The following is a 9,585-nucleotide window of genomic DNA, read 5'->3' on the forward strand; positions in this document are numbered from 1 at the left end:
CATACACTCCTGGTCGGGTCCGTACGCCCTTGACTCGTAGCCCCTTGCGGAACCCGTTCCCGCTACGGAGGTCGACGAGAAACATGTCCCGTGCGCGCAGAAATCGCTCACGCTGGGCGGGAGTCAGACGGCGGTACATGTCCAGAAAGCGTAAGGTCCGCTCGAATGTGGGCACACACGCACGATACTCTTTCTGCCACAGAGCAGAAGTCTGGGTCAGGCCGTACGGGGATACTCGACCAGGTCGCCGACGACGGCCGCTCGCAGGGACGCGTCGAACTCCTCGACGCTGTCGTACAGCTCGGTGTGGCCGGCATCGGCCTCGGCCAGTGCCTCGTCGAGCGCTGCCTGCGCGGTAGGGGAAAGGTCGACAAATTCGACATCGGCCAGAACGGCCGGCGGCTCGTGGTCCATCTCGGCCCCCCTTCCCATCCTGGACAGCCTGTGAACAGATTCCTCGCATCTTACCATGCTCCATGGTTTCTTGATCATCCCGCGGTCCGGATCCGCTGGGGGCGTGAGCCAGGATCCTCAAAGGAGCAGCCGCTTGATGTGGCACGGGAGCCGCGGCCTGGGCAAGGTGCCCATCGCCATCGCCATGCACGGATGTGGCCGGCGGTGGTTTCGCGGGCGCGATCCATGTCCTCGCCGGTGAGCACGAGTTCGGCCAGCAGCTCCCCGACATCCTCGTAGGTGTGCCGTCCCGCGGTGGTCTTCTTGGTCGTCCCAGCCGGCCTTGTCGCTCGGTATCGGCCAGGCACTGGGTGCGGTGCGCTTCCGCGAGCGGGGTCCTGAACGGAGCGCTCCGGCCCCTTTGAGAAACTGAAAAGCCTGCGCTCACCGATGAGCGGCGGATCGGACGCGGAAAATCGTGGCCGTCGCGGGCCCTGGTGGGGCAGCCCGCGGGCCAAGTGCCGCCTGGCTGCGGACCGGAGGGGACGCGGATGTGCGTTGACCTGTGTAAACGTCCCATGCGCCGGGGGCCGGGAGGCCACCGGGTGCGGGACGAGGGATCGATCCTGATTCTCACCCTCGGCTATGTTCTTGTCGCGTTGATGCTGGCGCTCGTGGTGACCGACGTGTCCGTGGTGTACCTGGCCAGGCGTTCGCTCGCCTCCGCCGCGGACGGTGCGGCGCTCGCCGCGGCCCAGAGCGTCGACGAGACGGCGATCTACACCGCGACGGGGGAGCTCCAGCGGCTGCCGCTGACGGCGGTCGCCGCGACCGTCGCGCAGTACCAGAGCGACGCCGACCCGTCCGGGCGCACGACGCTGACCGCGGAACTGGTGGAGCCGGCGACGGTCCGGGTGACCGGTATCCGCACGGTGACCCTGCCGGTGGTGGCGATCCTGGGGATCGGCCCGCTGACCGTCACGGCCAGCGCGGACGCCCAGTCACTCGTCCGCCCGCCCGCGCCCTGAAACGCCGGCCCGGCTACGGCCCGGCCACGCCCCCCGCGTCCCGCGGAACACCAGCCGATGAACACCAGCCGCTACGGCAGGCGGTACCGCGGGTAATCTGCCGTGACGGCACCGCCCGCCCCGGTCCGGGCCGCGGGCCGCGCCTCGTCGGGAGCCTTCCTGGAAAGGCCCATGGCAACCCCCGTCAGAACCAGGGGGAGGTGGTGGCGATCAGGTCGTCCAGGTCGTGGCCGGTGCGCCTGGTGGCGAGCGCGGAGATGTCGTGCACCAGCCGGGCGACCCATTCCGCTGGCCGTTGCAGGGAGAGGGTCACCGCGTGGGAGGCGTGCTGCCTGGCCTCGTAGGGGTCGGGACGTTCGCGGCTGAGCGCGGCCCGGGCCCGCGCCATGTGCACCGCGACCACCATCCCGGTCTGTCCGCTGTCGTCGATCATCTCGGACGCCCGCTCGAGGTGGCTGTCCGCGTCCTCGGCGACGCCCACGGTGGTCAACGCCTCGGCGGAGGCGAGCGCGAGGTCGGCGGGGGAGTAGGTGTCGAGGGCGAATCCCGGACGCCCGTGCGCGGAGCTGTCCATCAGCTCCATGATCTTCCATGCCTGGGCCACCGAGCGCCGGACCCCGGCGACGTCGCCGACCGCGGCATACGAGCTGGCCGAGACCTTGCCGGCGACCAGCGCCCGGGCCGGGCTCGTGCCGGCGATACGGCCGGCGGCATCGGCGATCTGCAACGCCACCGCCGGGTTGTGCTGGCGGACCACCCGGGCGCGGACGGTCAGCGCACGGCCGGCGAGCGGCCCGTCACCGGCGGCCCGGGCGACCGTCGCGGCCCGGTCGGCCAGGGACACGGCGTCGCCGTGACGGCCCTGGTCGTAGGCGGCTCCGGCCATGGTGGTGGTCACGGCGGCGTGCAGCCGCATCCAGTCCAGCGCGACCGATCCCCGTAGCCGCCGCGCACGCGGCACCGTGCGCATGGTCTCCTCCAGCCTGGTCAGGCCGGAGACGATGTCGGCCAGGTCGGCGGTCTCGTAGCTGTCCAGCGCCTGTTCCAGCGCCCGTGCGCAGGCTTCGTGCAGGTCGCTGGTGCTTGCCTGGTCGGTCATGGCGACAATGGGGGCCACGGTGGCCGCGAGCACCCGTCGTCGGTCGGCAGGCTCAGGCATGTCGGCGTCCTTCGGGTTCGGGCGGGCGTATTACCGTGGTTCTCTTTCTGTCCGCCAAGGGCCACGACTCACCCGAGGGTGACGACGCGCGGCGGAGCTCCCGTGCTCACCGGTGCCGATTCCGACAAGCCCTGGAAGGGCGCATGCGACGTCACCACTTCCAGGCCGAAGAAGCCACTCGTTACCAACGATAGCGTTTCGGAACGCCTGCCGCTTCCGTGCCGGGATGTGGCGGTGTGTTGTGTGTCTCACAAGGGTATTACGCCGCCGGGCGGGCCGTGTCGGCGGTGTGGCCGGCCGGGGTAAATTACCTGGCTGTAACACCGTCGCTTTCTCGTAACATTGTTTCCCTGTTATTTCAGCTGGCGCCTCGGTGTTTCCACCGGATGACATCGCCTCGGTCGCGGCGGGCTGGCAGGCGTGTGCGCCACGGTTTCGCGGCCCCGGCCGTGCTGGGCTGGGCATGCCCCCATGTTCCCTCCGCGCGCCCCCACGCGCCCGCTTTCCCGCGTACCGCGATCTTTCCCCGTTATCATCGGTTACGTTCCGTGGCGACCGACGGGCCGTGATCCGCGTCGCGCGGCGAACCGGAGGCAACGGAGAGGCAAGATCTGTACGGCTGGGGGTGCGGTGCGTCCGACGGTAAGGTGGGTCTCATGGCCGCCGACATCACAGAGGAGATCAAGGCTCTCGACGCGACGCTTGCCGGCATCGAGGCCGTTCTTGATCTCGAAGCTCTCCGTCGTCGCGCAGCCGATCTGGAACGCGAGGCAGCGGACCCACAGCTGTGGAGCGATCAGGAACGCGCCCAGGTCGTGACCAGGCGACTGTCGTCGGTACGTGGGGACATCTCGCGGGTCGAGGCGCTGCGCCGGCGTCTCGACGACGTCATCGCCGCCCTCGACCTGGGGGACGACGACCTGCTCGCCGAGGCCGCGAACGACCTGCCCACGCTCGCCCGCGACATCTCCACGCTCGAGGTCCGCACCCTGCTCTCCGGTGAGTACGACGAGCGTGACGCGATCGTCCAGCTCTCGGCCGGCGCCGGCGGCGTGGATGCCGCCGACTGGACCGCGATGCTGCTGCGCATGTATCTGCGCTGGGCCGAACGGCACGGGTACGCCGCCGAGGTGTTCGACACCTCAGAGGCAGAGGAGGCGGGCCTGAAGTCCGCCACGTTCCAGATCAGGGCGCCCTACGCGTACGGGACGCTGCGCAGCGAGCACGGCGTCCACCGGCTGGTGCGGATCAGCCCCTTCGACAACCAGAACAGGCGGCAGACCTCGTTCGCCGGGGTCGAGGTGACACCCGCGGTCGAGCAGTCCGACCACGTCGAGATCGACGACAAGGAGCTGCGGATCGACATCTTCCGGTCGTCCGGGCCGGGCGGGCAGGGCGTCAACACCACCGACTCCGCGGTGCGGATCACCCATCTGCCCACCAACATCGTGGTGACCTGTCAGAACGAACGCAGCCAGCTACAGAACAAGGCCGCGGCCATGATGGTGCTCCAGGCGAAGCTGCTCGAACGCAGGCGGGCCGAGGAGGCCGCCGAGAAGCAGCGGCTGACCGGCGGGCCGCAGGACGTCTCCTTCGGCTCCCAGATCCGCAACTACGTTCTGCACCCGTACCAGATGGTGAAGGACCTGCGGACCGAGGTCGAGACGTCCGGCACGGCGGCGGTGCTCGACGGCGACATCGACGAGTTCATCGACGCGGAGATCCGCTGGCGGCGGACCACGGAGCGGCAGGGATAACCCCCGTCCGTATCCGCTCACCTGTCCGTCCGAGACCGAGACCGAGACGGGCCGGGCCCGGGCACTGGGAAGGGCCGCGTCCTGATGCGTGGTTCTGGCACGTGTCCCTGACGCATAGCCGGAGCCACGGTCTGGCACGTGGCCCCAGGACGGGCATGACCGCCCGGTTATTGTGCCGGGGTGTATCCCGACTCGGCTGACGACCGTTGGTAACCGCTGACAGGCGATTGCCTGTTGCGGTGCATGTAGTCTGGCACGGTGGCAGTCGCCTCGGCGAGCATCTTGCCGGCGTCGCCTTCAAGTTCCTGTGCGCCGATCCGTGGCGCCCGCGGGTGCGAGGCCTCGGTGTGCCGGTCCGTTTCTGGACGTCCACGCCGAATCCGCGGTCGCCCGGACGGGACGATCCGCCGCCAGCCGTCGATCTCGAGCGGGCCGAACGCAACATCGTGGTGCTGCTTGTCGACGCGTGGCTGATAAGCGGCGGCTGGAACGACTACATCGCCGAGCTCGTCGGCATGACCTCGGCGTCATCTCGTCACTGGCTGTTGCCGGTGCTGCTCACCCGGAAGGTCGACCGGACCTCGTCGATCTCGGACGTGAACTGCCTCAGGCTCTACGAGGCAGCCCACGAGCTGCGGGACCAGGTGTTCGTGAACAAAATCCTGCACCGGCTCTTCCGGCATGTCACCGACGACAATTCCCCGCTCACCGTACTGCTCAGCCACGCCTCGACGGACGGCCGGGGCGTGGCGCTGGCCGTGCGCAAATATCTGCACGAGTGCACGGACGTCGGTGACTTTCTCGACGTGCACAGTATCGCCGCCGGTGAACGGCTCGTCGAGGCGATAGACCGGGCGATTTCCGCGTCGGCGTTCCTGGCGATCGTGACCGATTCCTACAGCTCCCGGGGATGGTGCCGGCACGAGGTCATCAGGGCCAAGCGCGAACTCGGACCGATTGTTCTGCTGGACGCGGTCGAGGACCGCGACGAGCGTCGCTCGCCCTATCTCGGGAACATTCCGATACTGCGCTGGAGACCGGACTCGCCGCTCGTCATGGAGCGGCTGCTGGGCCTGCTCCTCGCCGAGTCGTTCCGGCACCGGTATTTTCCCCGCCAGGTGGCCTGGCTGTCCCGGCTGCGGCGGGTCGACCGGCCGTACTGCTGCCTTTCCCGGCCGCCCGAGCCGCTCACGCTGCTTGAGCTGCGCCGCCGCGCCGGCTCGGTGGAGGTGGACCTGACCGTCGTCTATCCCGATCCTCCGCTGGACAGCGAGGAGACGCGGCTGCTACACGAGTTCGAGCCGAGGATGCGGCTGATGACACCGACGATGCTCTTCTCGACGTGACCGGGCTGTTCTCGGCGTGCCCCGTTGTTTCCGGCGCCGGAGAACGCGTCGCGGACGCCCGGCCGGCCGCGGCCCAGCGGCCCACCGGCCGGGCCATGTGAAACGCCCGGGGCGCATGCCGCGCACGTGGGATGTCGTGCGGACGAGTGGCGGGCTGACGGCCGGCGTCGCCGCCGAAGACCGTTCGCCCACCGGGGGTGTCCGCCTCCCGGCGGCCGTCCCGGCAGGGGCCGTCCGTCCTGGCAGAGGCCGTCCTGGCGCTGGACCGGCCCTCCTAACCCCCGCCGTGGTGCCCGAATGCGGCACCGGATTATCGTGCCGGAATGCATCCTGACCCGACTGACGACCGTTGGTGAGCGCCGCCGGGCGACCGCGGCCGCCCGTCGTCGTACACGTGGTCTGGCGTTCCGGTGCCGGCGCGGAAGCCCACCAGCTCGCCGACGCCGTCTTCACGCATCTGACGGCCGACCCGTCGCGGCCGGCCGCCCGCTCGCTGGGAGTTCCGGTGCGTTTCTGGTCGGCTGGCGGGCCTTTGCACCGCCACCCGGACGGCCGTGGCGCGCGGCGGGCCGCCGACGTGCCACCACCTGTCGATCTCAGCCTGGCCGAGCGCAATGTCATCGTCCTGCTCATCGACAACGCCCTGGTGGGCGCCGGCTGGAACGACTATCTCGCGGAACTGCTGCGCGCTGTCGGCGCCGGGCCCGGTAACTGGTTGCTGCCGTTCGCGCTCACTCCCAACTTCGCCCGCGTCCCCGTCGCGGCCGACGTCGACGTCGTCGACCTGCACACGCTGCCGGCGCGTTTTCGTGAGCAGGTCCTGCTGAACCATGTCGTCCACCGGGTGTGCCGTCAGATCGGTGCCGCGGATCCGGTCCGGGTGTTCATCAGCTACGCGTCCGCGGATGGCGGTGACATCGCCAGGCAGGTGGCCCGGCATCTTCGGCTCGAGACCGATGTCGACGACTTCCTCGACGCGCACCACATATCCGGTGGGGACTCTTTCGCCGACGTTCTCGACGCCGCGGCCACCAGTAGCGCGCTGCTCGCGGTGAACTCGGATTCGTATGGTTCACGGCCGTGGTGCCAGCGGGAGCTCCTCGGCGCGAAGCGCGCGTCCATGCCGGTGGTTGTCCTGGACGCGTTCACGGACCACTCGGCGCGCGCCTTCCCGTATCTCGGCAACGTTCCGACCGTCCGCTGGCACCATGACTCGCGAGCGGTTCTCGACCGTCTGGTCGGCGTTCTGCTGACCGAGACGCTCAGGCACCGGTATTTCCCGCTGCGGGCCGCCGAGATGTGCGGCCGGCACGGTGTCGCTCTGCCCGCGTTCCTGCTGGCCCGGCCACCCGAACTGCTGACGCTGCTTGATCTGCCACGGAATTCCGCCGGAGGTGCGTCCCCAGTCGATCTTCTATATCCTGATCCACCGCTGGGTACCGAGGAGAGCCGGGTGCTGGCGAAGCTCGACGGTTCGCTACGGATGGTGACGCCGACGATGCTGTTCTCGACATGACCGCTGTTCCTGACATGACTCCCGACATGATGGGGCCCGCGACGGGCCCGGTGGTGACAGAGCGCGCGAGGAGGTTGCTGTGAGCTCGCTCGCGGACATCCGGGTGGCCGTCTCGATCTCGGACAGCCCGGACCTGGTCCGGCGAGGCCTGGGGGTGCCGCACCAGCGGCACGCGTTCGTCGAGATCGCCCGGCATGTCCTGGCCGCTGGCGGCTCCCTCGCCTACGGCGGTGACCTGCGCGCCGGCGGGTACAGCCGGGTCCTGTTCGATCTCGTCGACACCTACGACCTGCCCGGCCGGCCCGGGCCGGAGCGGGTGACCGACTACCTGGCGTGGCACCTGTTCCTGCGGTTCGGGGTGGACGAACAGGCCGAGCTCGTCGACGTCGCGACGGTGGTCGGTGTGCCGCCACCGGCCGACATCAGTCCTGACGACCCGGATCTGCGGGACGACCCAGGTAACATCGGCAGCGCTGGTGACGCGGTGGTGGCCCGCTGGAAGCGGGCCCGCGCGCTGACCGCCATGCGTGAGCGCATGGCCACCGAGACCGACGCGCGGGTGATGCTCGGCGGTGCCGTCGTCGTCGGCGCGGGGCTCTACCCCGGCCTGCTCGAGGAGGCCGTGCTCACGCTGCGGGCCGGGCGGCCGCTGTTCCTGCTGGGCGGCTTCGGCGGCTGCACCGAGCGGGTCATCGAGGCCGTGACCGGCGGGCGGCCCCGTGACCTGGAGCTGGACAGCCAGCTCGCGGCCCGTCCGGGATACGCCGAGCTGGTGGCGCAGGCGGCCCGCGCCGGCACACCGGTCGACTACGACGGCCTGCTCACCGAGCTGCGGGTGGCCGGCCCGGAGGCGCTCGCCAACGGCCTCGACCAGGCCGAGAACGAAACGCTGTTCGCCACGGACGACACCGACGAGATGGTCGCCCTCGTACTCAGCGGCCTGCGCCGTATCAGCGGGACACATCGGCGGGGACAGAGGACGCATCGGCGGGACAGTAGGTAGAAACCTCCGCCGCGGCCGCGGTTGCCACCTACGGACGCGCAGGTCACAGGTGTGGCAGCCGCTGCCATCACGACGGGACCTACCTACGGCTTTTCCGCGCCGGAGGCCGCACACTCTCATCGTGGGCAGACTCGACACGGATCCACCGATGGCGGCCGGGCATGGCGGCGACGACGGGCATGCGGGTGCCTTACGCGGGGCAGCCCGCCCAGGCGGGACCGCGGACCAGGACAGGGAGCGGAGCAGAGGCCAGCTCCCGGACCGGGACCAGCAGTGGAACCGGGATCAGGACCGGGATCAGGACGGGGGCCAGGACCGGGATCAGGACCGGGGCCAGGAGCGGGGCCAGGAGCGAGACGTGGACCGGGACCGGGACGCGCGAGCCCAGCGCCCGGTGGGCGGCTGGGTGGCGCTCGTCGGCGGCGGCCCGGGGCGGCCCGATCTGATCACCGTCCGGGGCCTGGAGCTGCTGCGCCGAGCGGACGTGGTGGTGGTCGACCGGCTCGCCCCGCGGGCCCTGCTCGACGGCTTACGGCCCGAGGTCGAGATCGTGGACGCTGGCAAGGCGCCGCACGGCCACAACCTCACCCAGGAGCAGATCAACCAGGTGATCGTCGAACGCGCCCGGCGTGGCCTGGGGGTGGTGCGTCTCAAGGGCGGCGACCCGTTCGTCTTCGGCCGCGGCGGCGAGGAGGCGCTGGCCTGCGCGGCCGCCGGGGTGCCCTGCGAGGTCGTCCCGGGGGTGACCAGCGCGACGGCGGTGCCCGCACTGGCCGGCATCCCGGTCACCCACCGTGGGATCACCCAGGACGTCACGATCGTGTCCGGCCATGTCGACCCGTCGCATCCGGGCTCGACGGTCGACTGGGACGCCGTGGCGACCGGCCCCGGGACGATCATCATCCTCATGGGCATCGGCGCGCTGGAGCAGATCACCGCCGAACTGATCAAGCGTGGGCGCCCGGCGTCGACCCCGGCAGCGGTGATCCGCGACGGCGGCAGTGGTGACCAGCAGGTGGTCGCCGGCCCGCTTGCCGACATCCCGGCCCTGGTCGCCCAGGCCGCCATCCAGCCGCCGGCCGTCATCGTCATCGGGGATGTCGTCACGGTAAGGAATGAGATTGACACTTTACGGCAGAAGGAGTTCTGATCCCGCGACGGCGAGGCTCTGATCCCGTGGCCCCGCGGGGCCACCCGGCCGACGCCCGATCAGGATCATCAGTCCGGCCGCTCCCAGGCCCGGACCGCAGAGCAGAACCGGAGCCACGACGATGACCCAGCACCGGCACCGGCCGGCGGTCACGCTGGCCGCCGGCCCGGCAACCAGCCGCGAGCTGCCATCCGGCCCCCCGTCGCAGGCCCCCCCGTCGCCTGGCCCCCGGC

The 9,585-nt window shown here is 70.4% G+C and carries 8 protein-coding genes; 6 read left to right on the forward strand and 2 right to left on the reverse strand.

Annotation, left to right across the window (positions count from 1 at the left end; translation table 11 throughout):
- Positions 1–216 precede the first annotated feature (216 nt).
- A complete protein-coding gene (locus NBX02_RS05445; protein ID WP_250290272.1) occupies positions 217–414 on the reverse strand; it encodes a hypothetical protein in 198 nt (65 codons plus the stop codon).
- A 530-nt stretch (positions 415–944) separates the two neighbouring features.
- On the opposite strand from NBX02_RS05445, the gene NBX02_RS05450 reads away from it, so the two are divergent.
- Positions 945–1,421, forward strand: coding sequence for a pilus assembly protein TadG-related protein (locus NBX02_RS05450; protein WP_250290273.1), 477 nt, complete (start codon positions 945–947; stop codon positions 1,419–1,421).
- A 184-nt stretch (positions 1,422–1,605) separates the two neighbouring features.
- Here the strand turns inward: NBX02_RS05450 and NBX02_RS05455 are convergent, their stop codons facing one another.
- Entirely contained in the window at positions 1,606–2,580 is a 975-nt protein-coding gene (locus NBX02_RS05455; RefSeq protein WP_250284340.1) for a hypothetical protein, read from the reverse strand.
- Between the two features lie 656 nt (positions 2,581–3,236).
- Between NBX02_RS05455 and prfB the strand changes: the two genes are divergently transcribed.
- The 5 genes from prfB to cobA all read left to right on the forward strand — a co-directional run bounded on the left by prfB (position 3,237) and on the right by cobA (position 9,352).
- Positions 3,237–4,337: a peptide chain release factor 2 gene (gene prfB, locus NBX02_RS05460; protein ID WP_250284338.1), complete on the forward strand. Its 1,101-nt coding sequence runs from the start codon at positions 3,237–3,239 to the stop codon at positions 4,335–4,337.
- 239 nt (positions 4,338–4,576) lie between these two features.
- On the forward strand, positions 4,577–5,683 hold the full coding sequence (locus NBX02_RS05465; protein ID WP_250284336.1) for a toll/interleukin-1 receptor domain-containing protein: 1,107 nt from the start codon (positions 4,577–4,579) through the stop codon (positions 5,681–5,683).
- A 352-nt stretch (positions 5,684–6,035) separates the two neighbouring features.
- Positions 6,036–7,199 carry a toll/interleukin-1 receptor domain-containing protein gene (locus NBX02_RS05470; protein ID WP_250284334.1) on the forward strand — a complete coding sequence of 388 codons (1,164 nt, stop codon included), beginning with the start codon at positions 6,036–6,038 and terminating at the stop codon, positions 7,197–7,199.
- 79 nt (positions 7,200–7,278) lie between these two features.
- A complete protein-coding gene (locus NBX02_RS05475) occupies positions 7,279–8,202 on the forward strand; it encodes a hypothetical protein (RefSeq protein ID WP_250284332.1) in 924 nt (307 codons plus the stop codon).
- Between the two features lie 358 nt (positions 8,203–8,560).
- Complete coding sequence (cobA, locus tag NBX02_RS05480) at positions 8,561–9,352, forward strand: uroporphyrinogen-III C-methyltransferase (protein WP_250284330.1); 792 nt, start codon at positions 8,561–8,563, stop codon at positions 9,350–9,352.
- The last annotated feature ends 233 nt before the right edge of the window (positions 9,353–9,585 follow it).

Origin of the sequence: Protofrankia sp. CiP1_Cm_nod1, from assembly GCF_920888515.1 — a bacterium.
In the GTDB taxonomy this organism is placed as follows: domain Bacteria; phylum Actinomycetota; class Actinomycetes; order Frankiales; family Frankiaceae; genus Protofrankia.

Coding starts and splice junctions, on each gene's coding strand:
- NBX02_RS05445 (WP_250290272.1), bottom strand. CDS start 414: ATGGACCACGAGCCGCCGGCCGTTCTGGCCGATGTCGAATTTGTCGAC.
- NBX02_RS05450 (WP_250290273.1), top strand. CDS start 945: ATGTGCGTTGACCTGTGTAAACGTCCCATGCGCCGGGGGCCGGGAGGC.
- NBX02_RS05455 (WP_250284340.1), bottom strand. CDS start 2,580: ATGCCTGAGCCTGCCGACCGACGACGGGTGCTCGCGGCCACCGTGGCC.
- prfB (WP_250284338.1), top strand. CDS start 3,237: ATGGCCGCCGACATCACAGAGGAGATCAAGGCTCTCGACGCGACGCTT.